This is a genomic window from Aeromonas sp. SCS5, assembly GCF_001887375.1.
Lineage (GTDB): Bacteria > Pseudomonadota > Gammaproteobacteria > Enterobacterales > Aeromonadaceae > Aeromonas > Aeromonas jandaei.
Genome location: NZ_LFCS01000009.1, coordinates 109,035 through 133,198, shown reverse-complemented (window position 1 = coordinate 133,198; position 24,164 = coordinate 109,035). Strand labels below are relative to the sequence as shown.

The 24,164-nt window shown below is 57.9% G+C and carries 28 protein-coding genes, 1 other RNA gene and 1 riboswitch; of the genes, 10 read left to right on the top strand and 19 right to left on the bottom strand.

What is annotated here, in order from left to right; all coding sequences use genetic code 11:
- Positions 1-10: 10 nt before the first annotated feature.
- The 11 genes from lfiE to rsmI all read right to left on the bottom strand — a co-directional run bounded on the left by lfiE (position 11) and on the right by rsmI (position 9,908).
- Positions 11-337: a lateral flagellar hook-basal body complex protein LfiE gene (gene lfiE, locus BS300_RS13475; RefSeq protein WP_082035417.1), complete on the bottom strand. Its 327-nt coding sequence runs from the start codon at positions 335-337 to the stop codon at positions 11-13.
- 11 nt (positions 338-348) lie between these two features.
- Positions 349-1,611, bottom strand: a complete 1,263-nt coding sequence (lafK, locus tag BS300_RS13470) for a lateral flagellar response regulator transcription factor LafK (protein WP_269747690.1) — start codon at positions 1,609-1,611, stop codon at positions 349-351.
- A gap of 249 nt (positions 1,612-1,860) precedes the next feature.
- A riboswitch (cyclic di-GMP riboswitch) is annotated at positions 1,861-1,948 on the bottom strand.
- A 197-nt stretch (positions 1,949-2,145) separates the two neighbouring features.
- On the bottom strand, positions 2,146-4,221 hold the full coding sequence (lfhA, locus tag BS300_RS13465) for a lateral flagellar biosynthesis protein LfhA (protein WP_071913353.1): 2,076 nt from the start codon (positions 4,219-4,221) through the stop codon (positions 2,146-2,148).
- A gap of 3 nt (positions 4,222-4,224) precedes the next feature.
- Positions 4,225-5,361 carry a flagellar biosynthesis protein FlhB gene (flhB, locus tag BS300_RS13460; protein WP_071913351.1) on the bottom strand — a complete coding sequence of 379 codons (1,137 nt, stop codon included), beginning with the start codon at positions 5,359-5,361 and terminating at the stop codon, positions 4,225-4,227.
- Positions 5,358-6,140, bottom strand: a complete 783-nt coding sequence (gene lfiR / locus BS300_RS13455) for a lateral flagellar biosynthetic protein LfiR (protein WP_071913349.1) — start codon at positions 6,138-6,140, stop codon at positions 5,358-5,360. The genes flhB and lfiR overlap by 4 nt, the downstream gene beginning before the upstream one ends.
- Positions 6,137-6,406 (bottom strand): lateral flagellar biosynthetic protein LfiQ, encoded by a 270-nt coding sequence (gene lfiQ, locus BS300_RS13450; protein WP_041210142.1) that lies wholly within the window; start codon positions 6,404-6,406, stop codon positions 6,137-6,139. Before lfiQ ends, lfiR begins: the two co-directional genes overlap by 4 nt.
- A 1-nt stretch (position 6,407) precedes the next feature.
- Positions 6,408-7,142: a flagellar type III secretion system pore protein FliP gene (gene fliP, locus BS300_RS13445; protein WP_033115431.1), complete on the bottom strand. Its 735-nt coding sequence runs from the start codon at positions 7,140-7,142 to the stop codon at positions 6,408-6,410.
- Positions 7,142-7,519, bottom strand: coding sequence for a lateral flagellar motor switch protein LfiN (gene lfiN / locus BS300_RS13440; protein WP_033115432.1), 378 nt, complete (start codon positions 7,517-7,519; stop codon positions 7,142-7,144). The genes fliP and lfiN overlap by 1 nt, the downstream gene beginning before the upstream one ends.
- Before the next feature lie 8 nt (positions 7,520-7,527).
- Entirely contained in the window at positions 7,528-8,400 is an 873-nt protein-coding gene (gene lfiM / locus BS300_RS13435) for a lateral flagellar motor switch protein LfiM (protein ID WP_192849747.1), read from the bottom strand.
- Positions 8,401-8,625: 225 nt separating this feature from the next.
- Positions 8,626-9,012, bottom strand: an RNA gene (gene rnpB, locus BS300_RS13430) — RNase P RNA component class A.
- A gap of 62 nt (positions 9,013-9,074) precedes the next feature.
- Positions 9,075-9,908 (bottom strand): 16S rRNA (cytidine(1402)-2'-O)-methyltransferase, encoded by an 834-nt coding sequence (gene rsmI, locus BS300_RS13425; protein ID WP_071913347.1) that lies wholly within the window; start codon positions 9,906-9,908, stop codon positions 9,075-9,077.
- 199 nt (positions 9,909-10,107) lie between these two features.
- Here rsmI and BS300_RS13420 point away from each other — a divergent pair, with 199 nt between their 5' ends.
- Genes BS300_RS13420 through dolP form a run of 4 tightly spaced genes read left to right on the top strand, consistent with a single transcriptional unit; the run spans position 10,108 to position 13,394 of the window.
- Positions 10,108-11,898: a penicillin-binding protein activator gene (locus tag BS300_RS13420; protein ID WP_071913345.1), complete on the top strand. Its 1,791-nt coding sequence runs from the start codon at positions 10,108-10,110 to the stop codon at positions 11,896-11,898.
- Positions 11,840-12,211 carry a YraN family protein gene (locus BS300_RS13415; protein WP_071913343.1) on the top strand — a complete coding sequence of 124 codons (372 nt, stop codon included), beginning with the start codon at positions 11,840-11,842 and terminating at the stop codon, positions 12,209-12,211. Before BS300_RS13420 ends, BS300_RS13415 begins: the two co-directional genes overlap by 59 nt.
- A 9-nt stretch (positions 12,212-12,220) precedes the next feature.
- Entirely contained in the window at positions 12,221-12,811 is a 591-nt protein-coding gene (locus tag BS300_RS13410) for an SIS domain-containing protein (protein WP_005336275.1), read from the top strand.
- A 4-nt stretch (positions 12,812-12,815) separates the two neighbouring features.
- Positions 12,816-13,394, top strand: a complete 579-nt coding sequence (gene dolP, locus BS300_RS13405) for a division/outer membrane stress-associated lipid-binding lipoprotein (protein ID WP_033115436.1) — start codon at positions 12,816-12,818, stop codon at positions 13,392-13,394.
- A gap of 46 nt (positions 13,395-13,440) precedes the next feature.
- Here dolP and BS300_RS13400 read toward each other — a convergent pair whose 3' ends face one another.
- The 8 genes from BS300_RS13400 to zapE form a co-directional block, all read right to left on the bottom strand.
- On the bottom strand, positions 13,441-13,866 hold the full coding sequence (locus BS300_RS13400; RefSeq protein WP_033115437.1) for a ClpXP protease specificity-enhancing factor: 426 nt from the start codon (positions 13,864-13,866) through the stop codon (positions 13,441-13,443).
- Complete coding sequence (gene sspA, locus BS300_RS13395) at positions 13,863-14,492, bottom strand: stringent starvation protein SspA (protein WP_033115438.1); 630 nt, start codon at positions 14,490-14,492, stop codon at positions 13,863-13,865. The genes BS300_RS13400 and sspA overlap by 4 nt, the downstream gene beginning before the upstream one ends.
- Before the next feature lie 88 nt (positions 14,493-14,580).
- Positions 14,581-15,315, bottom strand: coding sequence for a cytochrome c1 (locus tag BS300_RS13390; RefSeq protein WP_033115439.1), 735 nt, complete (start codon positions 15,313-15,315; stop codon positions 14,581-14,583).
- Positions 15,312-16,529: a cytochrome bc complex cytochrome b subunit gene (locus tag BS300_RS13385; protein WP_041210137.1), complete on the bottom strand. Its 1,218-nt coding sequence runs from the start codon at positions 16,527-16,529 to the stop codon at positions 15,312-15,314. Before BS300_RS13385 ends, BS300_RS13390 begins: the two co-directional genes overlap by 4 nt.
- Positions 16,530-16,531: 2 nt before the next feature.
- A complete protein-coding gene (gene petA / locus BS300_RS13380; protein WP_041210136.1) occupies positions 16,532-17,122 on the bottom strand; it encodes a ubiquinol-cytochrome c reductase iron-sulfur subunit in 591 nt (196 codons plus the stop codon).
- 294 nt (positions 17,123-17,416) lie between these two features.
- The gene (gene rpsI, locus BS300_RS13375; protein ID WP_005336286.1) at positions 17,417-17,809 is read right to left on the bottom strand and encodes a 30S ribosomal protein S9; all 393 of its coding nucleotides are present in this window, start codon (positions 17,807-17,809) and stop codon (positions 17,417-17,419) included.
- A 15-nt stretch (positions 17,810-17,824) separates the two neighbouring features.
- Positions 17,825-18,253, bottom strand: coding sequence for a 50S ribosomal protein L13 (gene rplM / locus BS300_RS13370; RefSeq protein WP_005341737.1), 429 nt, complete (start codon positions 18,251-18,253; stop codon positions 17,825-17,827).
- Positions 18,254-18,519: 266 nt separating this feature from the next.
- Positions 18,520-19,614, bottom strand: a complete 1,095-nt coding sequence (gene zapE / locus BS300_RS13365) for a cell division protein ZapE (RefSeq protein WP_071913341.1) — start codon at positions 19,612-19,614, stop codon at positions 18,520-18,522.
- Positions 19,615-19,754: 140 nt separating this feature from the next.
- Between zapE and BS300_RS13360 the strand changes: the two genes are divergently transcribed.
- The 6 genes from BS300_RS13360 (at position 19,755) to BS300_RS13330 (ending at position 24,130) form a co-directional block, all read left to right on the top strand.
- Positions 19,755-20,123, top strand: a complete 369-nt coding sequence (locus BS300_RS13360) for a YhcB family protein (RefSeq protein WP_071913339.1) — start codon at positions 19,755-19,757, stop codon at positions 20,121-20,123.
- Positions 20,124-20,213: 90 nt separating this feature from the next.
- On the top strand, positions 20,214-21,575 hold the full coding sequence (locus BS300_RS13355; protein ID WP_041210133.1) for a Do family serine endopeptidase: 1,362 nt from the start codon (positions 20,214-20,216) through the stop codon (positions 21,573-21,575).
- An 88-nt stretch (positions 21,576-21,663) separates the two neighbouring features.
- Positions 21,664-22,785, top strand: a complete 1,122-nt coding sequence (gene degS, locus BS300_RS13350) for an outer membrane-stress sensor serine endopeptidase DegS (RefSeq protein ID WP_041210132.1) — start codon at positions 21,664-21,666, stop codon at positions 22,783-22,785.
- 320 nt (positions 22,786-23,105) lie between these two features.
- The gene (locus BS300_RS13340) at positions 23,106-23,468 is read left to right on the top strand and encodes a transcriptional regulator (RefSeq protein WP_042030112.1); all 363 of its coding nucleotides are present in this window, start codon (positions 23,106-23,108) and stop codon (positions 23,466-23,468) included.
- Complete coding sequence (locus BS300_RS13335) at positions 23,469-23,834, top strand: SFCGS family glycine-rich protein (protein WP_033115447.1); 366 nt, start codon at positions 23,469-23,471, stop codon at positions 23,832-23,834.
- Positions 23,834-24,130: a DUF4312 family protein gene (locus BS300_RS13330; RefSeq protein ID WP_033115448.1), complete on the top strand. Its 297-nt coding sequence runs from the start codon at positions 23,834-23,836 to the stop codon at positions 24,128-24,130. The genes BS300_RS13335 and BS300_RS13330 overlap by 1 nt, the downstream gene beginning before the upstream one ends.
- Positions 24,131-24,164 lie beyond the last annotated feature (34 nt).

Sequence of the window (24,164 nt, the reverse complement as noted above, 5' to 3'; positions counted from 1 at the left end):
ATCACTTACCTCAGAGCGGCATGCGCATAATGTCGTCAAAACCGGTCATCAGCTTGTTGCGCACCTGCATCAGGGCTGAAAAGCTGAGACCCGCTTTCTGACTGGCCACCATGGCCCCGACCAGATCATCGCTCTGGCCGGCATCAACAGCCGTCATCATGGCTGAAGCCATGTTCTGCTGCTCGTTGACTCTGCCGACAACGTCGCGCATGGCGTCGCTGAATGACACATTCGAGAGATCATTGGATTCGATGGAAGGAGCCTGAGTGGCAACTCGTTGCATCTCCTGCATCTGCTGCAGAAGCGTTGCCTGTGATGACATCATTTCAATCTTCACGCCGTTATCCCTTAGTTTTGAAGCTGCTGCTCGATATCAATGCCCTGCTCACGCATCGCCGCCAGCTTGTATCTCAGAGCCCGGGTGGTCATCCCGAGCGCTTCTGCCGTGCGGGTACGATGGCCACGGAAGCGGCGCAAGGTCTCTAGTACAAATTGAAATTCTGCGTGCCGACGCGTCTCGCTCAACCCTTCCGGGGCGGAAAGGACTTCCGCCAATCCATGTTCGGGTTCCGCGACATAGCTGGGCAGCATCAAATCGACCGCTTGAATATGCAATCCGCGAGCCATGATTAATGAACGTTGAATGACGTTATCGAGCTCCCTGACGTTGCCCGGCCACTGATAAGCCAGCAGTTGCTTGCGGGCACTCTCGCTCAGGCGATACCCCTGCTGGGGCGCATAGCGTTCGATGAAATATTCAGCCAGCGGCAATATGTCGTCGGGACGCTCGCGCAGTGCTGGCCAGTTCATCGGCAACACATCGAGGCGATAGAAGAGGTCTTCCCTGAACTGGCCGGCAGCCACCAGGGTGCGCAGATCCTTGTTGCTGGCGGCGATGATCCGCACATCCAGCGCGATGGTCTGATGGCTACCGAGGCGCTCCACCTCACGCTCCTGCAAAACCCGCAACAACTTTGCCTGCAGTGACAGGGGCAACTCGGAGATTTCGTCGAGCATCAGGGTTCCGCCCTGCGCCTGCTCGAACTTGCCGGGCTGCGAACCCGTTGCGCCGGTGAAGGCCCCCTTGTTGTGGCCAAACAGAATGGATTCGAGCATGGACTCGGGAATGGCGGCGCAGTTGATGGCGACAAACGGCTTGTGAGCACGGCTGGACATCTCGTGGATGTAACGCGCCAGACGCTCCTTGCCCGTTCCCGACTCACCTCCGATAAGAATGGTGGCTGCCGTTTTGGCTGCCCGGCGAGCAAGCTGCAACACTTGCAGGCTCATGGTCGAGACGGCGATCAGGTCTGGAATGGCCTGCCGCAGACGCAGTGCCCCCTTCACCACATCCAGCATCTGCTGCCCCCCGAAGGGCTTGATGATGTAGTCAATGGCACCGGCTCGCATCGCTTCTGCCGCAAGATAGGCCTGACGCTCATTAACCAGGATCACGCAATCAATGCCGCTAAAATCATGCACCAATTGAGGACCTACTTCGGTCATGAGATCCATGTCGAGCAGGATTAAATCAACGGAACGACTGCCGAGAATTAATTTCGACTTGCGAATAGAGTCACAGCGGGAAACAGCATATCCCTGTGCTGCCAATATTCCTTCAATATCGTTCCCATCGGCCATAGATGAGCTGATTAACAATAAATGGGGATCTTTCCCAAGACTGGCCGGTCTTGAGCTTTTTTTGATAGATACATCCGAAAGCATATGAACCCGAACCCGTGATTGTGGATAAAACAATCAACAGAACTGAAATGCCGAAATAAAAGACGCACAGGTACGCTGGCGCTTCTAACGAGCACCTAGATCAAACCAGTGTTATATCAAGGCGGTAACAATGGCCTTGGCAACCCCGCTATCATGAGCATTCCTGCTTTTAGACCGGAGGCTTTGCGTCCTGACTTTTCAGTTCAGTTTGCCTTTTTCATGCGACTGCCCGTATTTGGACAAGACAGCACCAAATTAGTGGTGACTGCTGAGTGACACATGTGAATTGTTATATTTGTTATTTATCTTTGACGACCGAATGCGTCAAAAACAGTCACATCATAACGGCTTACAATTACAATTCAAGTAGATAGGCGGAATATATTCTTCCCATTTGCCTATTAACATGGCAGCCCTGTTTCAGCCTAGCGTGCCAATAACCTCCACTCTCAACTCTTCCGGTATTTCATTATATGAGAGCACTTTGAGCCCTTTTGCAAAAGATCGGGCATAACGCGCGATCAAGGGTCTAAGTTGCGGCATCACGACCAGTACCGGGGCATATCCTTGCTGCTGCAGCTGCTCTTTAACCAGCGGCATATTTTGCTGCAACTGTGCCAGCAGTTGCGGATCAACCGGAAAACTGTCCAGCTGGATTTTCCCCTGCTGCTGCGACTGGTTCATGGCCGCCAGCAAGGTCTGCTCAAGGCGGTCATCGAGCGTGAAGGTGGCAAGCACATCACGGCTGCCAATCGCCTGTCTCACAATCTGGCGCTTCAAGGCGCAACGAACATCGGAAGCAAGCAGCACGGGATCCTTGGTCAGCTCGCTGGCATCAAGCAGGGTCGTCGCCACCGTGCGTATATCGGTCAGGCTGACCTGTTCCTTTAGCAATTGCCGAAAAACTCGCAACTGCTGCATTTGGGTCAGGGCCAGATTGAGCTCCTCCGCCAGACGGGGCGACTGGGCCGCAAGATGTTGCCCCAGCTTGCCCACCTCGTCATGACCGAAGAGGGCATCGAGTTGCTCACGCAGCAGCTTGCTGGCATGGGTCGCGATCACCGTTGCCGAATCCACCACCGAATAACCCAGATTGAGGGCTTTGGCCTTGTTTTCCGGTGAAATCCAGACTGCGCTCATGCCATATGCAGGATCCTGGGTCAGCTCCCCATCCAGCGAACCATAGGTCTCGCCGCTGCTGATGGCCATCAGACGCTGGCAATCAACATTGCCGGACGCCAGTGCCACACCGGAGAGCTTGATCCGGTACTGATCGGGTTGCAGCTGCAAATTGTCGCGAACCCGGATCTCGGGCAGCAGAAAACCGTACTGCTCCGATAGGGTTTTGCGAATACCGCGCACCCGTGCCAGCAGCTCGGCGCCTTTGTCAGCTTCCGCCAGCGGCACCAACCGATAGCCCAGTTCGATAGCAACGGTATCGACCGGCGGCAGATCCTGCCACTCCAGCCCTTGTGGTTCCGGCTGGGCAATCTGGCGAGCCAGCTCCTGCGCGGCATCCAGATCCGGGGTATTGACCACCCGCTTGCTCACGCTCCAGCCAGTCCAGGCCAGCACGGCGGCAAAGCTGAGGAAGGCCAGCATCGGCATGCCCGGCACCAGCCCCAGCACCAGCATGATGGCAGCGGCAGTGTAGATGACGCGAGGAGAAGCCAGGATCTGGTCACCCACCTGATCCGCCATCTCACCTTCATCGCTGACCCGGGTCACAATGATGGCGGCAGCAGTAGACATCAGCAGCGAGGGGATCTGGGCCACCAGACCATCACCGATGGTCAGCAGGGCATAGCGCTGGAAGGCTTCGGCAACCGGCAGGGCATGCTGGAAAATACCGATAGCAAGGCCGCCCACCAGGTTGATGATAAGCACCAGCATGCCGGCAATCGCATCACCGCGCACAAACTTGGAGGCACCATCCATCGCCCCGTAGAAGTCGGCTTCACGAGCGATTTCGTCCCGTCGTGCCCGCGCCTGATGCTGATCCATGGTACCGGCATTGAGGTCGGCATCGATGGCCATCTGCTTGCCCGGCATCGCATCCAGGGTAAAGCGGGCAGACACCTCGGAGATCCGCTCCCCACCCTTGGTGATCACCACAAAGTTGATGATCATCAGGATCACGAAGACCACCAGACCCACGACATAGTTGCCGCCGATCACCACCTCGCCAAACGCCTGAATCACCTTGCCCGCCGCTTCATGGCCCTCATGGCCATGCAGCAGCACCACGCGGGTCGAGGCCACGTTGAGCGACAGCCGCATCAGGGTTGCCACCAGCAACACCGTGGGGAAGACGGAGAAGTCGAGAGGGCGACGCGCCGATACGGAGACCAGCAGCACCAGTACCGCCAACACAATGTTGAAGGTAAAGAGGGCATCCAGCAGCCAGCCCGGCAGCGGCAATATCATCATGGCCAGAATGGCCAGCAGCATCATCGGGATCGCGGTATAGGATTGGGTCAATACACGCCAGTTCACAACTTACCTCTCAGGTTGACGTAATTCGGGCGGCACATGCAAAGGAGCAAGCGGGTTTGGCTTTCGCCCCTTGCCGGCCTGATACGCCCTCAACTGCAATACATGATTCAAGACATAAGCCACCGCGGTATAGAGACCCGCCGGCACTTCCTGATCTATCCGGGTGGAGTAGTAGATGGCACGAGTCAGCTCCGGCAGACTCATCACCATCTTGTCGTGCTGTTTGGCCACCTGACGGATCCGCTCAGCCATGCCATCCACCCCCTTGGCAATCACGAACGGGGCATTGGCACGCAGGGGATCATATTTGATGGCCACCGCGTAGTGAGTCGGGTTGACGATGATCACATCAGCCTGTGGTACGCGCTGCTCGATACGGGCGCGAGCCAGCATGGCCTGCACCTGACGGATCCGAGCCTTGATTTCCGGGCGACCTTCGCTGTTCTTGTGCTCATCCTTGACCTCCTGCTTGGTCATCCGCAACTGCTTGTTCAGCGACCAGCGCTGATAGGGCACATCCAGCACGGCGATCAGCATCTGCACGCCACCAAGCAAGATGAATGCCTGAGATAGGATCCGCAGCGCCTGCTCCATGGCGGCCTGGGGTGGCATCCGATTCATCATCAGCAACGTGGGCCACTGATGCTGGAGCAGCAGCGCCAGCGTAGAGCCAATCAGCAGAATTTTCAGTACCGACTTCAGCAGCTCCATCAGGCTGTGGCTCGAGAACATCCGCTTGAGCCCCTTGAGTGGGTTCAGCTTCTCGGCACTGGGGAAGATCTTCTTCCAGGTCAGTACCATGCCCCCCGGCAACGAGCTGAGCAGGACCAGCATCAGAGCCAGAAAAGCAAACAGCGGCAGCAGCACCCACAACATGTTGAGCAAGGCTTCCGCCGTCCAGTGCACCATCATTTGCGGATCCCTGGCTCCTTGCCAGTCGAACCGTTGTGGCCGTTTCATCAACTCGGCGAAGAAGCGACCAAAGCTGGGCACCATCCACTGCATGGCAAAGCCGCCGAGCAGCAATAGGCCCGCCGAACTGAGCTCCTTGGAGCGCGCGATCTGACCCTCTTCCCGTGCCTTGCGCAGTTTTTGGGAAGAGGCCTCTTCGGTTTTATCCTGGGCGCTGTTCTGGCTCATGATGGGGTCAGGGCTCTCAGTTGTTCCAGCACGTGAGTCACCAGCTCAAGGTAACGGGAAGGGACTCCGCTGATTGAGATAGCCATGGTGAGCAGCCCGAGCAGCAGCGTCATGGGGAAACCAAGCGAGAAGATGTTCAGCGAAGGGGCCGTCCGATTCATGACGCCAAAGGTCAGGTTGACCATCAACATGGCAACCACGGCAGGCAGGGTGAGGATCAGTGCCGCGCCGATACACCAGCCGAACAGACCGACCACCCCTTTCATGTCGAGCAGGTCGAGGGAAGAGCCGGGTGGCCAGCTGCGCAGGCTCTGCACCAGCACATCCAGCGTCACCAGATGGCCATTCAGACCAAGAAACAGCAGTGAGCAGAAGACCAGCATCAACTGGCTGACGATGGGCGCGGTGTCACCATTGCTGGGGTCATTCATCACCGCCATCGCCAACCCCATCTGCATGGAGAGGATCTGGCCAGCCATGGTCATGATCATGAACAGCATCTGGACGCAGAGCCCGAACAGCAGCCCGAACAGCAGCTGCTCAACAGCCAATACCAGAGCACCGGTGCTGAAGGGGTCAACGACAGGCATTCCCTTGAGCATGGGGGCAATCAGCAGGCTGACGATCAGCGCCAGCAGCAGACGAACTTGTGGCGGCACCCGACCGTCACCGAATACCGGCATGACCCAGAAGGCGGAACCAATCCGCAGAAATGGCCACCACCACTGCCCCAGCCAGGCCGTCAGATCGGCAGCACTGAGGGACAAGAGGGAGTTCATCCGATGAGTCCGGGTATCTTCAAAAACAAGTCGTGGAACAGGGTTGTGATCTGCGATAGCAGCCAGTTTCCGGTGAAGATGAGTGTCATCAGGGTCACCAGAAAACGGGGTAAAAAGCTGAGGGTCTGCTCCTGGATCTGGGTCGCCGCCTGAAACACACTGACGACCAAACCCACAATCAGCCCCGGCACAATCAGCACGGAGACCATCACCACGACGAGATTGACGGCGCCGCCAACCAGCGCCACGCTCTGCTCCGGCGTCATGTCAGCCTCCTCCACCAAAACTGGCGGCAAGGGTTCCGACCGTCATCGACCAGCCATCGACCAGTACAAAAACCATCAGCTTGAATGGCAAGGAGATGATCAGCGGCGAGAGCATCATCATCCCCATCGCCATCAGCACGCTGGCCACCACCAGATCGATCACCAGAAACGGAATAAACAGCATAAAGCCGATCTGAAATGCGGTATTCAACTCACTCAATACAAACGCAGGCAACAGCACCCCGAAAGGCACATCCTTCTTGGCCACCGTTGTTGGTTCACCGGAGATGCGCAGCATCTGTTCCAGATCCGGCTCGCGGGTCTGCGCCAGCATAAAGGTACGCAGCGGTTTCTCTGCGCGAGCAACCCCTTCCGACAAGGTGATCTCATCCCTGTCAAACGGGACAAAAGCATTCTGGTATATGTCGGTCCAGACCGGACGCATGATAACCAGAGTCAGGATGAGGCTGATCCCGATCAGCACCCGGTTGGGAGGACTCTGCTGCAAACCGAGCGCCTGCCGCAAGATGGCCAGCACTATGATGATCCGGGTAAAACTGGTCATCATCAGCAACAGGGTTGGCAACAACCCCAGCACAGTCATGAAGAAGAGGATCTGCAACTTGATGTTGTAATCCTCGCCACCTGCAGCCCCCGGAGCGACCGAGAACAGGGTCATGTCAGCCCCCCAGCCAGGCAGGGAGAAGAGCAGCAGGGTCAGCAGCAGGTAACGCATCAGTCGTCCATGCCACCCAGCAGTTTGGCATCGATTACATCAACCAGACGCAAGCCATACTTGCCGTTGACGACGACCACTTCCCCCTTGGCAAGCAGGCGGCCATTGACCCGAACATCCAGCGGCTCGCCCGCCAGTTTGTCCAGCTCAATCACGGCGCCCTCTTCTACCCGCATCAGGTCACCCAGAGGCACTTCGGTACTGGCAACCTCGAGGGTCACCTTGACCGGGATCTGGCGGAAGAAAGAGAGATCCCGCTGCTTGCTGCTACTGGTCGGCGCCATGTAGTCGGCGGCACTGGGCATGCTGATATCGTCACCAAACAGTTGATCCAGTCCATCCAGATCCAGCGGGTCATTCATATTGTGCTCGCTCATGATTCGATTTACTCCTCTACCACAGTCGCAACCTGGTAGACCAGACTGCCTTTATGTTCTGCTATGCGCCCGTTGAAGCAGGGGCGGTTACCAATCAGGGCGGGCACCATCTCCGGCAGATCCAGCGACAGCACATCTCCCACCTTGAGGCACTCCAGATCGGCCAGCGTCATCGACAGCTGCCCCATGACCACCCGCAGCCGGACCGGAACATGGCTCAATACCTGTTCCAGCTCTCCCTCGGGCAAGGCAATCCCTTCCTGAGAGTCGGATTCTTCGGACGGAAGCAACCACATCTGCCACTGGTGGGTGCAATTGCCGGCTTGCAGGGTGGCACGGGTAGTCCACAGCTGACGGGTCGGCATGGCATCCTGCGGGATGATATTGATCTGCCACTCCAGATCTCCCAGCCCGAGGCAGGAGCACCAGATATCGACCTGATAGTGACAGAGTCTTTGCAGTAGGCGCTGTTCCGTATCAGTCACCCCTTTACCGGCAGGAAGTGCCTCCTCTTTCTGATGGAGCGTGCCACCAAAAAAGAGGACGGCCAGACGGTAGATCACCAGAGGAGAGATGGAAAAATAGACTGCGCGCTGGGGATCAACCCGGGAGGTGGCCTCGACCCAGAGTTGTGGCTCGGCAACATCGGCGACGCTGGAGGCGGTGAACTCGCCATAGGCCAGCTCGCAATCAGCACTGTTGAAAAGTTGGGCCATGCAGCCGGCGACCTGCAGAGAAAAGGTGCTCAACTGGGCGTTAACCTGCTTGAGACGAGTGCGGTTTACCCGATCGATACCCAGCAGATCATAACGAGGAAGGGCTTTGCCTTGCTCGGCTCCGAGCAGGCGGGAAGGTGTGTGCACTGCACCGCTTGATGACATTAAAAATCCACCCTGACCATTTCATCTTCCCTTGCCGTCAGCCCCTTCGGTGGGGGATGCAGCATGATAGATACAACTCATCCAACCGGGTCATAGCGACCAAAAAGAGGCCGAACTTTATTACAAATTCAAAAATGCTGCCACGCGCCACATCATGTTGTGACATGTAAAAAATCCCGGTGCCGCTAAGCACCGGGATTTATCGTGACGGGTCACGCAGAATTGGGTCGGAGTCGGCCTGTAAGCCGGGTTCTGTACCGGGTTGCCCCGGGTAGCAATCATTCCTCTAGGCCAGCAATCGCTCGCTGGCTCAAGCAACCTACCCGCCCCCAACGCGGGCCGCGCCAATAGGGGCCTATTTGGTCTTGCTTCGGGTGGAGTTTACCGTGCCACGAACTGTTGCCAGTCGCGCGGTGCGCTCTTACCGCACCCTTTCACCCTTACCTGATCCCTTGCGGGCCATCGGCGGTCTGCTCTCTGTTGCACTGGTCGTAGGCTCGCGCCCCCCAGGCGTTACCTGGCACCCTGCCCTGTGAAGCCCGGACTTTCCTCCCCTCCGCCCGTCTGTCCCGAGGGACACAACGACGAAGCAGCGATTGCCCAGCCAACTCCGAGGCGCGGATTATAGCCTCGTGATGCGGGCGGGGTAAACCGGCAATTCCCGTTTACGGCAATTAATAGTGCTCGAGACCGTACTTGTAGAGGGCATTCTTCTTCACGCCGTGGATCTCGGCGGTCAGTGCGGCTGCTTTTTTGAGCGGCAACTCGGCAACCAGCAGACCCAGAGTACGGATCGCCTCGGCCGGCAGTTCCTCTTCCTCTTTGTTGGCGCCGGCAACCACCAGCACGATTTCGCCGCGGCAGCGGTTTTCATCTTCGCCAAGCCAGGTCAACATCTCGGAAGCGGGCAAGCCGTGGATGGATTCGAACGTTTTGGTCAGCTCACGGCACACAACCACCTGACGCTCGCCAAGGATGCGAGCGATCGCTTCCACCGTATCCTGCACCCGGCGCGGGGATTCGTAGAACACCAGCGAACGTGTATCTTCGATAACGGCTTGCAGGCGATCATCACGCCCTTTGCTCTTGGCCGGCAGGAAACCTTCGAAAGCAAACCGGTCGGTGGGCAGGCCAGCAGCGCTGAGCGCCGTGATGGCGGCACAGGGGCCTGGCAGTGGCACCACCTTGACCCCGGCTTCGCGACAGCGGGTGACCAGATGATAACCGGGGTCGCTGATGAGCGGGGTACCCGCATCGGAGACCAGAGCGACACTCTTGCCCTCTTTGATCCGGCCGATCAGCACATCGGCTTTCTGCTGCTCGTTGTGATCGTGCAGCGCGAAGGTCGGCACCGAGATTTGGTAGTGGCTGAGCAGAATGCCGGTGTGGCGGGTATCTTCGGCGGCGACCAGGTCGACGCTGCGCAGAATATCCAGCGCACGCTGGGTGATGTCAGCCAGATTGCCGATCGGAGTGGGAACTATATACAGGGTTGGGATGTCACTCATGGGATCTCCGAGTGCCCCGACAATTGTGTCGCCATATTGCCCCGTTTACACTATGGGGAATTTCAACACTGGTCGGGGAATGAACTTGAACCGGGTTACAAAGCAGCTAAGTGTATCACGACTCTTCGGCATCCTACTCGCGGCAATCCTGCTGGCCGCCTGTGCGTCGGAGCCCAATCAACCTTCGGGGCAGTCTGGCATGCCGTCAGCCTTCTCGGATTTGACCAAGAATGCCCAGTGGTATCTGGAGCAAGTCGATCCCGCCAAACCGGCAGAAGCCTTTACCTGGCAGATGCTGGCAGCACGCAGCTATCTGGCGCTCGGTCAGGCCAAACCGGCCTCGGCACTGTTCCAGCAATTGCAAAAGCAGGCCAAGGAGCCAGCCCAGAAGGCGCAGTTGCAGCTGCTGCAAGCCCACCTGCTGCTGGCACAAGGCCATGCCAATCAGGCGCTGATCCTGCTGGAGGGCAAGCCTGAGGTTGCGCTGGATGCCGATACCCAGAAGGATTGGTATCGTCAGCGCGTGGTACTGCAGCTCGACATCAACAACAAATTTGGTGCCGCCAAGTCCCTGATTGCGCTGGAGCCCTACCTCAACCAGAGCGAGCAGGCTACCAACCATCAGCAGATCTGGTCGCTGCTCAAGAGCATGACCCCTTCCACCCTGCAGGCGCTGGAAGAGGCACCGGCCCCTGACGTAACCACCGGCTGGCTGCGTCTGGCGGCACTGGTCAACGAGTTCGGTGCCCAGCCCAATCTGCTGGCGCGCCAGCTGGCAGGCTGGAAGCGCGACTTCCCCAACCATCCGGCCCAGAAAGACATGCCGGCGGGCCTTGGCGATCTGACTGCCACTGCTGCCAGCACCTCGGTGCAGCAGATTGCGGTGCTGCTCCCCCTATCCGGTAATCTGGAGCCGCAGGGCGCCGCCATCCGCAACGGTATGCTGATGTCCTACAAGGAGAATCAGGGTCAATTTACCCTGAACTTCTACGACACCCAGAGCAAACCGACCATCGACCTCTACAAGCAGGCGATTCAGGAAGGGGCGGACATGATCATCGGCCCGCTGCTCAAAGACCGGGTCGAGGAGCTGCTCAAGGCCAACCCGACTGTGCCGGTTCTGGCGCTCAACGAGCTGGACAAGCCGATCGTCAACGACAGCACCTACTACTTCTCCCTCTCTGCCGCAGCAGATGCCGCGCAGGCTGCTCAGTACCTCTATACCCAGGGCTATCGCAAGCCGCTGCTGATCGCCGCCCAGGGGCGTATCGGCTACAGCAGCATCAAGGCCTTTGAACAGGCCTGGGCAACCGTGAGCCAGGATAAGCCGGTAGTCGCCACCTTTGGCGGTCGCAACGAAGTTCAAGGCATGGTTAAAAACGCTCTGAGCGGCCGTTCTACTGCCCGTGCCGGCCAGGTTGTCCAGCTTTCCGACGCCGCACCGCGCAGCATTGATGTGGTCTACATCGTGGCCAACCCGCTGGAAACCCGGATGATCAAGCCCTACGTGGATGTCTCCGTCAATCCGATGGGCAGCCTGCCAATCTTCACCGGCCCGCGCGGCTATGACAGCGCTGCGACCGAAGTGACCTCCGAACTCAACGGCATGCGTATCGCCGATATGCCGCTGCTGCTCGGTGGTTACGAGAAGCAGCGCGAGCAAATTGCCCTGCTCTGGCCGCAGACCCAGGGCGACCTGCTGCGCCTGTTTGCCATGGGCTACGACGCCGTTGCACTGGCGGAAAATCTGCAACAGATGCGCAAAGTAGGCGGCATGCAGCAGTCCGGCATGAGTGGCCAGCTGAGCGTCGATGCCCAGGGCAATATCGTGCGGATGCTGAGCTGGGCCACCTACCAGAACGGCAAGCTGGTCGACGAGAATGCAGTCCAGCAGCTGGAGGAGCCAGCCAATGAAGGAGCTGTTAGCACGGATGCGCCAGCAATTGCAGAACCTGTTCCCGCTCCCGTCGAACAAGGGACAGCACTTTGAGCTAGTGGCTGAACGCTGGCTGCAGGCCCAGGGTCTGCAGCCGGTGACCCGCAACTACCGCTGCCGGGGTGGCGAAATCGATCTCATCATGCACCAGGGCCAGACCCTGGTGTTTGTTGAGGTGAGGTACCGGGCCTCTGCCAGCCATGGTGGAGCAGCCAGTTCGGTCACCCGGGCAAAACAGCGCAAGATCATGCTGGCAGCGCGCCACTATTTGAAGCAACATGCCATCAACGAGGCCAGCCAGGCCTGCCGATTCGATGTGATCGCGTTCGAGGGGGACCAGCCAGACTGGATCCGGAACGCATTTTAAGAGGACCCTATGACAGACCGCATCAAAGAGAACTACACCGAAAGCATCCAGACCAAGATTGCAGCCGCCGAGGCGCTGCCGGATGCCATCCATACTGCAGCCCAGATGATCACCATCTGCCTGCTCAATGGCCACAAGGTGCTGGCATGCGGTAACGGTCCTTCTGCCGCACTGGCGCAGCTGTTTATCTCCGAGCTGGTCAACTGCTACGAAACCCAGCGCCCCTCCCTGCCCGGCATGGCGCTGACCCCCGACATGGCGACCATCAGCGCCATTGCCACCGATCACGGCTTTGAAGAAGTCTACGCCAAGCAGATCCGCGCACTGGGTCAGCCGGGTGACATTCTGGTGGTGATCACCACCTCGGGTCACAGCCGCAGCCTGATCAAGGCGGCGGAAGCTGCGCTCTCCCGCGACATGACCATAGTGGTACTCAGTGGTGGTGACGGTGGCGAGATGGCCGGCCTGCTGGGCCCGAACGATGTGGAGATCCGCGTACCATCCGCCCGTCGGCCTCGCATTCTGGAAGTGAACCTGTTGACCCTGCACTGCCTGTGTGATCTCATCGACCAGACTCTTTTCCCGCAACAGGAAGATTGAAACCATGAACAAGCAGATCCTCATTCTTGGCCTGCTGGCCGGTTCCCTGCTGCTGCAAGGCTGTGCGGCTGTAGTAGTTGGCGGCGCAGCCGGTACTGCCAAGGCCTCCGGCGATCGCCGTACCCTGGGCGCTCAGTGGGATGATCAGGCCATCGAGCTCAAAGCAGCCAACCTGCTGGCCGACAACAAACCGCTCAGCGCGGCCAGCAAAATTAGCGTCTACAGCAACAATGGCCGCGTGTTGCTGGTCGGCCAGACACCTTCTGACGTGTACAAACTGGAGGCAGGCAAAATCGTCGGCCGCATCGAAGGGGTTCGCCACGTCTATAACGAGTTGCGCCTAGGTCAACCAGCCAGCTTCACCACCCGCAGCAATGACTCCTGGATCACCTCCAAGGTGAAAGCCGATATGTTCGGCACCAAGAACTTTGACAGCACCAAGGTGAAGGTAGTAACCGAAGATAGCGAGGTATTCCTGATCGGTCTGGTTACGCGCCAGGAGGGGGAACAAGCCGTCGAGATCGCGCGCCACGTCAACGGCGTGAAGCGCGTAATCAAAGCCTTCGAGTACGCTCAAAACTGATGATGCGAAGCGGATATAAAAAAACGCAGCCAACCGGCTGCGTTTTTTATTTGATCACTTTCAAGGTCGGACGACCGCTTGGACGCGGCGGTTCCGGCTCTGGCTCCACCGGCGCCTCGGCCTGCTCCAGCCAGATGTCATAGCCAGGTTCGGGCGGGAACATGGTGCCCACGCCGTTCTCCCGGGCATGAATGGCCAGCACGGCCGCCATCGGGATGTAAACCTGCTGGGAGACACCGCCAAAGCGGGCGCTGAAGCTGATCGCTTCGTTATCCATGTGATACTGCACCACGGCGCGTGGCGCTATGTTCAACACAATCTGCCCATCCTGAGCGAACTGCATCGGCACCATCACATGGGGAATGTTGACGTTGACCACCAGATGGGGGGTCAGGTCATTGTCCAGCAACCAGTCATAAAACGCCCGTAACAAGTACGGGCGGCTCGGGGTCATTGTCGGTTCCATGCTCATACGCCGGCACGGATCTCGCGCTCGGCCTCGGTCAGGGAAGCCTGGAAGGACTCACGCTCGAACAGGCGAACCATGTAGGCCTTCAGCTCTTTGGCACCACGACCGGTCAGGTCGATGCCAAGGCTCGGCAGACGCCACAACAGCGGAGCCATGTAGCAATCCACCAGACCAAACTCTTCGCTCATGAAGTAGGGCATCTCACCGAAGATCGGGGCGATGGCCAGCAGGTTGTCCCGCAGCTCGTTGCGCGCAGCATCGGCATCGGTGCCAGCCATGATCTTGTCGGCCAGCGAATACCAGTCCAGCTCGATGCGGTGCATCATCAGACGGCTGTTACCACGGGCTACCGGGTAGACAGGCATCAGGGGCGGATGCGGGAAACGCTCGTCCAGATACTCCATGATGATGCGCGAGGTGTAGAGTGCCAGCTCGCGATCAACCAGGGTCGGTACAGAGTTGTAGGGGTTCAGCTCAGCCAGTTCATCCGGCAAGTTGGCAGGGTCAACCTGGCAAATATCCACGCTAACACCCTTCTCCGCCAGGACAATACGCACCTGATGGCTGAACATATCGTTGGCACCGGAAAACAGCGTCATTACCGAACGCTTATTGGCAGCTACAGCCATTGAACCCTCCCGTCATTTAAAAGCAGAAACGGCAATGAAGCCTCTATGGTCTTCATTGCCGTGCATTATATTACCCGGATCTGGTCGCTTAGTGAACGTCGCGCCAGAATTCCTTCTTCAACAGCACAGTGAAGATGAAGAAGATCACGATGAAACCAAGTACCCAGAAGCCCATGCGTTCGCGCTCCTGTTTGACCGGTTCAGCCGAGTAGACCAAGAAGTTTACCAGATCCAGCACCGTCTGATCATACTCTTCGTTATTCATTTCACCATTGCCGTCAGATTTGATGCTGACAACCTGCTGGGTCTCGACTCCATCGACCGTGTGGGTGGCGAACTCGGCGCGCGGAGTGCCCTGCAGCGGCTCCAGCACGTGCGGCATGCCCACGGACGGGAACACCACGTTGTTCACGCCAAACGGACGGGTCGGATCCACGTAGAACGAGCGCAGATAGGTGTAGATCCAGTCCGCACCACGCACACGGGCAACCAGCGTCAGATCGGGTGGCGCCGCACCAAACCACTTGGCCGCATCCTTGTCGTGCACCGAGTTTTCCATCAGGTCACCGATCTTGGCGCCGTTGACGATGAGATTGGACGCCATCAGATCGGCCGGGATCCCCAGATCCTCGGCCACCCGGTTGTAACGCTGATACTGGGTGCTGTGGCACCCGAAGCAGTAGTTCATGAACGTGGCCGCACCACGCTGCAGTGACGCCTTGTCACTCAGGTCGTAGTTGGCCTTATCCAGATGCACGGCTCCGGTATTGGCAAACACCAGAGATGGCAGCAGGGTCAGCACTGCAAATATTATTTTTTTCATTTAAATGTCACCCTTTCTGGCAGCGGCTTGGTGCTTTCGTTCTTGCTATAGAAGAACAGCAGGACAAAGAAACCGAAGTAACCCAAGGTACACACCTGAGCGATCAGGGTCAGGGTCGGGGTCGACGGCAGCACCCCCAGAACACCCAGGATGATGAAGCAGACCACGAACTGGGCGATGTTCAGCTTGTGCAGCTTGCTGCGATAGCGCACCGAACGCACCTTGCAGCGATCCAGCCAGGGCAGCAGGAACAGCACCACGATGGAGAGACCCATCATGATAACGCCCAGCAGCTTGTCGGGTACGGCACGCAAAATCGCGTAGAAGGGAGTGAAGTACCACACAGGCGCAATGTGGGCCGGGGTCTTCAGGCCGTTGGCCACTTCAAAGTTCGGCTTCTCGAGGAAGTAACCCCACATGTCCGGTTTGAAGAAGATGATGGCGCAGAAGAAGAACAGGAAGCCGGCGACGCCGATCATGTCCTTGACGGTGAAGTAAGGGTGGAATGCCACCGCATCCAGCGGCCAGCCGTTCTCGTCCTTGTGCTTCTTGATGTCGATGCCGTCCGGGTTGTTGGAGCCCACTTCATGCAGCGCCAGGATGTGCATTGCAACCAGCATCACCAGCACCAGCGGCAACGCAATGACGTGCAGCGCGAAGAAGCGGTTCAGGGTGGCGCCGGAGATGACGTAGTCACCGCGGATCCACAGAGTCAGATCGTCGCCGATAACCGGAATGGCACCGAACAGCGAGATGATGACCTGAGCCCCCCAGAAGGACATCTGACCCCACGGCAGCAGATAGCCCATGAAGGCTTCCGCCATCAGGCAGAGGAAGATCAGCATGCCGAAGATCCAGAGCAGCTCGCGCGGCTTCTGGTAGGAGCCGTAGATCATGCCGCGGAACATGTGCAGATAGACCACGATGAAGAACGCAGATGCGCCGGTTGAGTGCATGTAGCGCAGCAGCCAGCCGTAATCCACATCCCGCATGATGTACTCGACGGAGGCAAAGGCGCCTTCCGCAGAGGGGTTGTAGTTCATGGTCAGCCAGATACCGGTGATGATCTGGTTGACCAGCACCAGCATGGCGAGGGAGCCGAAAAAGTACCAGAAGTTCAGGTTTTTCGGTGCCGGATACTTGGCCATGTGGTCGTTGTACATGGCAGTGAGCGGGAACCGGTAGTCGATCCAGCCCATCAGTTTGCTCAACATGATCAGGCCTCCTTGCCGTCGGCACCGACCAGGATGGTGGTGTCGTTGATGAATTTGTATGGCGGAATGACCAGATTCAGTGGTGCAGGCACCCCCTGGAATACCCGGCCAGCCATATCGAACTTGGAGCCATGGCACGGGCAGAAGAAGCCGGATGTGACCCCTTGCACCTGCTCGCCAAAGCTGTCCGGCAAATAGGAAGGCGAACACCCGAGGTGGGTGCAGATGCCAACCGCCACGAAGATTTCCGGCTTGATGGATCTATACCCGTTGTGGGCATAGTCAGGCTGTTGCGGCTCTTCGGATGAGGGATCCCGCAGCTTGTCGTCATGCGCAGAGAGCGCATCCAGCGTCTGCTTGGTGCGGTTCACCACCCAGACCGGCTTGCCTCGCCACTCGACACGGATGAGCTGACCCGGTTCCAACTTGCTGATATCGACTTCAACCGGGGCACCAGCGGCTTTGGCCTTGGCACTCGGGTTCCATGATTTTATAAACGGCACTGCGGTAAACGCAGCTCCTACCCCGCCAACGGCAACCGTTGACCAGGTAAGAAATCTGCGGCGACCGGTATCAACTGGCGCATTGCTCATCCAAAAACTCTCCCATGTGGACTCCGCACATTCTTATTGTGTCCCTGTTCCCCTTTTCCCGTGACAACAGCGGCGGAAGCTGGAGTTACAATTGCCACAGAAAAACCGAGGAAATTTTAAAGAAAAGATAACAACTTGACAAGAAAGAGAGGTAGTCCCAGAAAACAATAAATATACAATTTTTTGTCTTTTGTGACGTATGGTTAGCATTGCGGCAGGAAAGATCACCAATAAAAAAAGCCTGGCAGTTGCCAGGCTTTTTTGACACTCGAAAGAGTGAGTACCAGAAGCGAATTAACGCTTGGAGTACTGCGGACGCTTACGAGCTTTGTGCAGACCGACTTTCTTACGCTCAACCTTACGGGCATCACGAGTAACAAAGCCAGCTTTACGCAGTTCGGAACGCAGGGTTTCGTCGTACTGCATCAGAGCACGAGTGATACCGTGGCGGATCGCACCAGCTTGACCGGAGATGCCACCACCGTTAACGGTGATGTACAGATCCAGTTTCTCGGTCATCTCAACCAGTTCCAGCGGCTGACGAACTACCATGCGGGCAGTCGGACGGCCGAAGTACTGCTCCAGGGAGCGCTGGTTGATTACGATCTTACCGCTACCCGCTTTGATAAATACGCGAGCAGTGGAGCTTTTGCGACGGCCGGTACCGTAGTATTGATTTTCTGCCATGTTGCCAGTTCCCGATTAGATATCCAGTACTTGAGGTTGCTGAGCAGCGTGAGCGTGCTCGGCGCCTGCGTAAACTTTCAGTTTACGGAACATGGCACGGCCCAGAGGACCTTTCGGCAGCATGCCTTTAACAGCAGCTTCGATTACCATTTCCGGTTTACGCTGAATCAGCTTGTCGAAGCTGATGGACTTGATACCACCCGGGAAACCGGAGTGAGCGTGGTACATTTTGTCGGTAGTTTTCTTACCGGTAACACGTACCTTCTCAGCGTTTACAACGATGATGTAATCACCGGTGTCAACGTGCGGAGTGTATTCAGCTTTGTGCTTACCACGCAGACGAGCAGCGATCTCGGTTGCGATACGACCCAGAGTTTTACCTTCTGCGTCCACAATGTACCAGTCACGTTTTACGGTTTCTGGCTTGGCAACGAAAGTTTTCATTAAGTTAAACCCAATTACCTGTTACAGACCCAATTGTTTATGGGGGCTCTCCCACAAACAACAAACGATGGCCTACCTGTACCCCTTCGAATACAAGTAAAGCTTAAAGTGTTGCTGTCTTATCGACAGCTGTAACGTGGGCCGGGCGATTATAAGTGAAGTTGCCTTAAATATCACCTGCTAATTTCACTGCCATGAAGCTAGCAAATGTCGCCCGGCCCTACCTGCCGCAGATGCCCATCCGACTGGCAGGCGCGGTATTGTGACTAAGGAAGGTGCACTCTGGCAAGGTATTCGTGCGATTGCATTTCCTGAAGCCGTGAAAGACAGCGCTGGAATTCGAAATTCAGCAGCCCTTCACCATAGAGTTCCGTCATGGGCACGGCGGCCGACATGATGAGTTTGACATGCCGTTCATAGAACTCGTCGACCATGGCAATGAAGCGGCGAGCCGCGTCATCCGTGCCTCTGCCCATTGGTTGAACATTGGCCAGCAACACGGTGTGGAACAGCCGGGCCAACTCGATATAGTCGTTCTGGGAGCGGGGAGTACAGCAAAGTTGCTCGAAATCCATATAGAGCACCCCTTCTCCCATCCCCAGCGACGTCAGTTGACGATGATTGACCTCGAAACGCCCCCCGGAGGCCTCGTGCCCCCCGGTTAATTGCTGAAAATAGCGATCGAGATTCGTTTTTGCCTGCAGATCCAGCGGGCAGTGATAAATCTCGGCCTGCTCCAGTGTACGCAGGCGATAGTCGATGCCACCGTCCACGTTAAGTATTTCGCAATGGCGCTCGATAAGCTCGATAGCTGGCAGAAAACGGGCTCGCTGCAAGCCGTTGCGGTAAAGATCCTTTGGCGGAATGTTTGAGGTTGCCACCAATACGACTCCGTGACCGAACAACTCCTGAAACAGCGTGCCCAACAACATGGCATCTGTAATGTCCGAGACGAAAAATTCGTCGAAGCAGATGATGTCCGTCTCGCCGGCCAGCTTGGCAGCGACCAGCTTGAGCGGGTCAGCCTGACCGCTCAACGCCTTGAGTTCATCGTGGATCCGTTGCATGAAGCGATGGAAGTGACAGCGCATTTTGCGCGTCCCCGGCAGGCTGTCGAAAAAAGTATCCATCAGCCAGGTCTTGCCTCTGCCCACTCCACCCCACATATAGATCCCCAGGATGGGCTCCTGCACCCTGGGCTTTTGCAACCAGCCAAACAGCCCGCGGGATCTGGTCGGAGTCGGGCGATGCAGCAAATCCTGATAGAGTCGCTCCAGCCTGCTGATGGCCATCCCCTGAGCGGGGTCGGCATGTACGCCGGGTCGTAGCAGGTCCTGCTGGTATTTTTGCTGCGGTGTCATCCTTGAGGGCCTCTCCAACTCCCTGAATAGAGGACAAAATGGTATCACGCCCTCAGGACGCACGGTATAGTGCCATCAAGGCATGGCGGCTCATCCAGCCGCATGAACACACACTGTTTTAGCTGTAACAAGGAGCATCTATGAGTCTGTCAATTGGGATCCTGCTGGCTGTCGCAGCCTTGATCGTCGGTATCATCATCGGCCGTTTTTCGGTTCGCAGCCGTGACGCCGGTCGTCTGGAACAGGAGCTGAAAAAGGCCCATAAAGAGCTCGAAAACTATCAGGGCCAGATCAATACCCACTTTGCCGACAGTGCGGCACTGATGGAGCAGCTGGCCGAGCAGTATCAAACCCTCTATCGCCACATGGCAGAGCAAAGCAAGTTCCTGGCCAAGGCTCAGGAGCCGCTGTTCCGCGAAGTCCTGGTGGAAGAAGAGACCAAGACCGAAGCCGAGCCGGGCGTGCCGCCTCGCGACTATGCCGGCGCCTCTTCCGGTCTGCTCAAGTAAGCGGGTCAGTCCCTTGCGGAACTAATCGGGAACGTCTGTGGTCTGACCTTGACGATTGCAATGCAACTTTTTCTGGGAGCTGTTTTTCATATGCGTAAACCTCTTTCCATGCTCAGTGTGCTAGCCCTCAGTGTCGGTATCGCCATGTCTGCGGCCCCTGCTCAGGCTGCACTGCCTTCCCTGTTAGGCTCCAACCAGGAGATGCCGAGTCTGGCACCTGTTCTGGAGCAGGTCACTCCGGCCGTGGTCAACATTTCTGTCTCTGGCAAGAAAGTGACCCGCCAGCGCCTGCCCGAGCAGTTCCGCTTCTTCTTTGGCCCCAACATGCCTGACGAACAGGTGAGCGAGCAGCCCTTCCAGGCGCTCGGATCCGGCGTCATCATCGATGCCAAGAAGGGCTACGTGATCACCAACGCCCACGTGGTTCACGAGGCGGACGAGATCAAGGTCAACCTGAAAGATGGTCGTGAATATGCGGCCAAGAAGATCGGTGAGGACAAACAGTCCGACATCGCTCTGCTGCAAATCAAGGCGGAAGATCTGGTGCAGATCAAGTTCGCCGACTCCGACGAGCTGCGGGTCGGTGACTATGCGCTGGCCATCGGCAACCCCTTTGGTCTGGGCCAGACCGTTACCTCCGGGATTGTCAGTGCGCTGGGCCGTAGCGGCCTCAACATCGAAAATCTGGAGAACTTCATCCAGACCGATGCGGCCATCAACTCCGGTAACTCCGGCGGCGCCCTGCTCAACCTGCGTGGCGAGCTGATCGGTATCAACACCGCCATTCTGGGCCCCAACGGTGGCAACATCGGCATCGGCTTCGCCATCCCCTCCAACATGGTGCGGGATCTGGCCGACCAGATCGTCAAGTACGGTGAAGTACGTCGCGGCCAGCTGGGTATTACCGGCACCGAGCTCACCTCCGACATCGCCAAAACCTTCGGCTACAACAAGAAGGATGGCGCCTTCGTCAACCAGGTGATGCCGGACTCTGCGGCCGACAAGGCGGGCATCAAGGCGGGCGATATCATCGTCAGCATCGATGGCAAGCCGGTTCGCTCTTTCGGCGAGCTGCGCGCCAAGATCGCCACCATGGGCGCCGGCAAGCAGGTCGAGCTGGGGCTGATCCGTGATGGCAAGGCCCAGAGCGCCAAGGTCACCCTGAAGCAGGCCGATGACAGCGAAGTGCGCGCCAGCGCCCTGCACCCGGCACTGGAAGGGGCCAAGTTGAGTACCACTACCGACCCGGTCTCCGGTGTCGCGGTGGCCGATATCGACCCCCGCTCTGCGGCAGCCGCTTCCGGCCTGCAGAAGGGCGATATCATCATCGGGGTCAACCGGGTGCGCATCAACACCCTGGGTGAACTGACCAAAGCGCTCAAGAGCAAGCCGGACGTACTGGCCCTCAACATCCAGCGCGGCGACTCTTCCCTCTATCTGGTAATCCGTTAATCCCCATCACCCGCGGCACTCGCCGCGGGTGATTTTTATCCATTGATAGTGTTATTCTCTGCCCGCAGCCAGCACGGATGAGAATGACATGAAAATCCCCTCTTTAGTCAGTTACTTGGGCAAGTCTATCGGTTTCGGTTTGACCGTCGCCGCACTGCTGTTGCTGCTGTTTCCCAATTTCCGTGGCGGGGCTCAACTGCCCGGCCTGATCACCAATGCCCGCGAACTGAGCTTCTCTTACGCCGCCCACCGTGCCGGCCCGGCAGTCGTCAACATCTATACCCGCAGCTTTGCCTCCAATCAGGGCAATCGCGGACAGCTGCAGCCACAGGGGCTGGGCTCAGGCGTCATCATGAACCAGCGCGGCTATGTGCTGACCAACTACCACGTCATCGCCGATGCCGATCAGATCATCGTCGCCCTGCAGGATGGCCGAGTCTTCAGTGCCGAACTGGTCGGCACCGATCAGCTCACCGATCTGGCGGTGCTCTACATCGAATCGGATAACCTGCCGGTGATCCCGCAGGATCAGAACAACCAGCCCGAGGTGGGCGACGTGGTGCTTGCCATCGGTAACCCCTACAACGTCGGCCAGACCATCACCCAGGGGATCATCAGTGCGACCGGTCGCACCGGTCTCTCCAGCATGGGGCCGGACAGCAATGGCCGGCAGGATCTGCTGCAAACCGATGCCGCCATCAATGCCGGCAACTCGGGCGGCGCTCTGGTCAACGGCCGGGGCGATCTGGTGGGTATCAACACAGCCACCTATCACCTCAACGGCAATCAGGAGAGCTACGGCATCAGCTTCGCCATCCCCTACCGGCTGGCCAAGCGGATCATGGACGAGCTGATCGCCAACGGCCGCGTCATTCGCGGCTATCTCGGCATCTCCAGCGTCGAGATCAACCCCATCGTCGCCCGCATGATGAACCTGGGCGAACTGCGCGGCCTCATCGTCGAGAGTCTGGATCCGGTCGGTCCGGCGGCCAAAGGCGGCCTGCAACGAGGTGACGTGTTGCTCAAGATCAACGGTGAAGCGATCACCGGGGTACGTGCAGCCATGGACAAGATCGTCGAGAGTCGCCCCGGCACCAAGCTCTCCATCTCGGTCTTCCGCGATGGCAAGCCGCTCGAGGTGGTAGTGACCATCGAAGAGGATCTGCGCTACCAGAACCGGGCTGCCGCCAGCGCGGCAGGCGCCAGCTAACCTCGACCTCATCTCATCGTTCAGGGGCGGGCAACCGCCCTTTTTCTTGCCCGCTGTTTCATGAATACGCCCCGCCTGCGTGAGACGATTCACACTTTTCGCCAAAGCTCAGCTGCCAGCTGAAAACGGAAAAGTGCGCCGCTGCTCACACTAATCCAGCCTCGTTCAGACCTTTTCCACTCTCTTTTGCCACCAAAGAGCCCTCTTTGACCCCGAATGACGGGAATTTCCGCTTTGAATCGGAAAAAAGCTGCCTCCTCTCTCCATCCATGCCGGCTTAGGGTAGAGCTATCCCTTCTGCCAGCCTTGGAGAGCAGACATTGCAAACAGAGACTCATGACCAGACCCTGACCCCGGACAGCCCGGCGCTGCTGCGCCAGACCGACCAGATCCTGGCACGCATCCATATTCTGCTGGGCGATCAGGGTATCCGCCCCAACGAGGTGCAGCAGCAGATGCTGGCCTCCCACGTCAAAGCCATGGTGTGGCGCTCCCACAGCGGTGAACCGCTGCCGGAAGTTGACCTCAGCCTGTTTGAGGAGATCTCTCCCCTCTCCCTGCGTCTCGCCGAGCAGGTTGTCAGCTGGCTGGAACGACTAGCCTACGAAGAGGCGCACCTTTTGTCCGTCCATTTTGAAGTAGCCAAAGAAAACGAACTCAGCTCAGTAACAGGAGATAACTAAATGACTGCCATCAAACTCGTGATTGGAGATCGTCTCGGCAAGGGTCAGAAAGTGGGTGCAGGCGCGGAAGCAGCCGGAGCCAGCGTGACCATCATCCCCGGCATGGCCGCCGACATGAAGCTCGGCGACGTGATGAACAAGGAGCAGGCTGATCTGGGGATCTCCTTCTGCGGCAGCGGCGGCGCCGGTGCCATCACCGCCCAGACCAAGTACGGCTACAAATGCCGTTACGGCATGCGCTCCATCGAAGAGGGCGTCACCGCCATCAACGAAGGCTGCGTCGTGCTGGGCTTTGGCTTCATGGACAAGGAAGAGCTGGGCCAGAAACTGGTCGAAGCCTTCGCCAAGAAACACGGACATGCCTGATGAAAGAGAACTTCACCACCAAGGTCACCGTCAGCGGCAAGGGAACAACCCGTCAGCAGGCGTTTGCCTCCGCCCTCAGCCAGGTGCAACCCACACTGCTCAAGGACAACCAGCAGGTACTGCTGCGCATTGAGCCGGTCGATGTACAGGTGCTCAAAGCCGAGGAGTCAGTCCGGGTGGAGAAGTTCCTGTTCTTCTTCCTGCCGCGCCAGCGCCGCGAATACCGCGTCCAGCTGGAGATCACGGTTCAGGTCACCAGTCTCGACGTCGCCAGGGTGACGTTCACCCAGGTGTGATCTCCTGACCGGCACCACCCCACAAGAAGGATAC

Coding starts and splice junctions, on each gene's coding strand:
- flhB (WP_071913351.1), bottom strand. CDS start 5,361: ATGAGCCAGAACAGCGCCCAGGATAAAACCGAAGAGGCCTCTTCCCAA.
- lfiR (WP_071913349.1), bottom strand. CDS start 6,140: ATGAACTCCCTCTTGTCCCTCAGTGCTGCCGATCTGACGGCCTGGCTG.
- lfiQ (WP_041210142.1), bottom strand. CDS start 6,406: ATGACGCCGGAGCAGAGCGTGGCGCTGGTTGGCGGCGCCGTCAATCTC.
- fliP (WP_033115431.1), bottom strand. CDS start 7,142: ATGCGTTACCTGCTGCTGACCCTGCTGCTCTTCTCCCTGCCTGGCTGG.
- lfiN (WP_033115432.1), bottom strand. CDS start 7,519: ATGAGCGAGCACAATATGAATGACCCGCTGGATCTGGATGGACTGGAT.
- lfiM (WP_192849747.1), bottom strand. CDS start 8,400: ATGTCATCAAGCGGTGCAGTGCACACACCTTCCCGCCTGCTCGGAGCC.
- rsmI (WP_071913347.1), bottom strand. CDS start 9,908: ATGAGTGACATCCCAACCCTGTATATAGTTCCCACTCCGATCGGCAAT.
- BS300_RS13420 (WP_071913345.1), top strand. CDS start 10,108: ATGCCGTCAGCCTTCTCGGATTTGACCAAGAATGCCCAGTGGTATCTG.
- BS300_RS13415 (WP_071913343.1), top strand. CDS start 11,840: ATGCGCCAGCAATTGCAGAACCTGTTCCCGCTCCCGTCGAACAAGGGA.
- BS300_RS13410 (WP_005336275.1), top strand. CDS start 12,221: ATGACAGACCGCATCAAAGAGAACTACACCGAAAGCATCCAGACCAAG.
- dolP (WP_033115436.1), top strand. CDS start 12,816: ATGAACAAGCAGATCCTCATTCTTGGCCTGCTGGCCGGTTCCCTGCTG.
- BS300_RS13400 (WP_033115437.1), bottom strand. CDS start 13,866: ATGAGCATGGAACCGACAATGACCCCGAGCCGCCCGTACTTGTTACGG.
- sspA (WP_033115438.1), bottom strand. CDS start 14,492: ATGGCTGTAGCTGCCAATAAGCGTTCGGTAATGACGCTGTTTTCCGGT.
- BS300_RS13390 (WP_033115439.1), bottom strand. CDS start 15,315: ATGAAAAAAATAATATTTGCAGTGCTGACCCTGCTGCCATCTCTGGTG.
- BS300_RS13385 (WP_041210137.1), bottom strand. CDS start 16,529: ATGTTGAGCAAACTGATGGGCTGGATCGACTACCGGTTCCCGCTCACT.
- petA (WP_041210136.1), bottom strand. CDS start 17,122: ATGAGCAATGCGCCAGTTGATACCGGTCGCCGCAGATTTCTTACCTGG.
- rpsI (WP_005336286.1), bottom strand. CDS start 17,809: ATGGCAGAAAATCAATACTACGGTACCGGCCGTCGCAAAAGCTCCACT.
- rplM (WP_005341737.1), bottom strand. CDS start 18,253: ATGAAAACTTTCGTTGCCAAGCCAGAAACCGTAAAACGTGACTGGTAC.
- zapE (WP_071913341.1), bottom strand. CDS start 19,614: ATGACACCGCAGCAAAAATACCAGCAGGACCTGCTACGACCCGGCGTA.
- BS300_RS13360 (WP_071913339.1), top strand. CDS start 19,755: ATGAGTCTGTCAATTGGGATCCTGCTGGCTGTCGCAGCCTTGATCGTC.
- BS300_RS13355 (WP_041210133.1), top strand. CDS start 20,214: ATGCGTAAACCTCTTTCCATGCTCAGTGTGCTAGCCCTCAGTGTCGGT.
- degS (WP_041210132.1), top strand. CDS start 21,664: ATGAAAATCCCCTCTTTAGTCAGTTACTTGGGCAAGTCTATCGGTTTC.
- BS300_RS13335 (WP_033115447.1), top strand. CDS start 23,469: ATGACTGCCATCAAACTCGTGATTGGAGATCGTCTCGGCAAGGGTCAG.
- BS300_RS13330 (WP_033115448.1), top strand. CDS start 23,834: ATGAAAGAGAACTTCACCACCAAGGTCACCGTCAGCGGCAAGGGAACA.